Genomic DNA, 537 nt, shown 5'->3' on the forward strand with positions numbered 1-537 from the left:
GATGATACGGCAACCATCACCGCGTTTTTGCAGATGATTCAGGAAGGGAAGGCAATCACCTTACGCGATGGCGATCAGACCATTTCTCTGAGTGGCTTAAAAGCAGCGTTGTTGTTTATTGATGCTCAGCAAAAGCGCGTTGGCAGTGAAACCGCGTGGATCAAGAAAGGGGACGAACCGCCGCTCAGCGTACCGCCCGCGCCTGCGCTGAAAGAGGTCGCGGTGGTTAACCCAACGCCGACGCCACTCTCACTCGAAGAACGCAACGATTTGCTGGATTATGGAAACTGGCGGATGAATGGTCTGCGCTGCTCGCTTGATCCATTGCGTCGTGAGGTGAATGTCACTGCGCTGACTGATGATAAAGCGCTGATGATGATTAGCTGTGAGGCAGGGGCCTATAACACCATTGATTTGGCATGGATTGTGTCGCGTAAAAAGCCACTAGCTTCGCGCCCGGTTCGGCTGCGTTTGCCGTTCAACAACGGTCAGGAGACGAATGAACTGGAACTGATGAACGCAACATTTGATGAGAAA

The 537-nt window shown here is 52.5% G+C and carries 1 protein-coding gene; it reads left to right on the forward strand.

Going from position 1 to position 537, the window contains the following annotated elements:
* The coding region (locus tag ACS8YF_RS20115) for a DUF1176 domain-containing protein (protein ID WP_440851823.1) at positions 1-537 on the forward strand (537 nt) is incomplete at both ends.

Origin of the sequence: Salinisphaera sp. SWV1 (assembly GCF_052044155.1) — a bacterium.
Lineage (GTDB): Bacteria > Pseudomonadota > Gammaproteobacteria > Nevskiales > Salinisphaeraceae > Salinisphaera.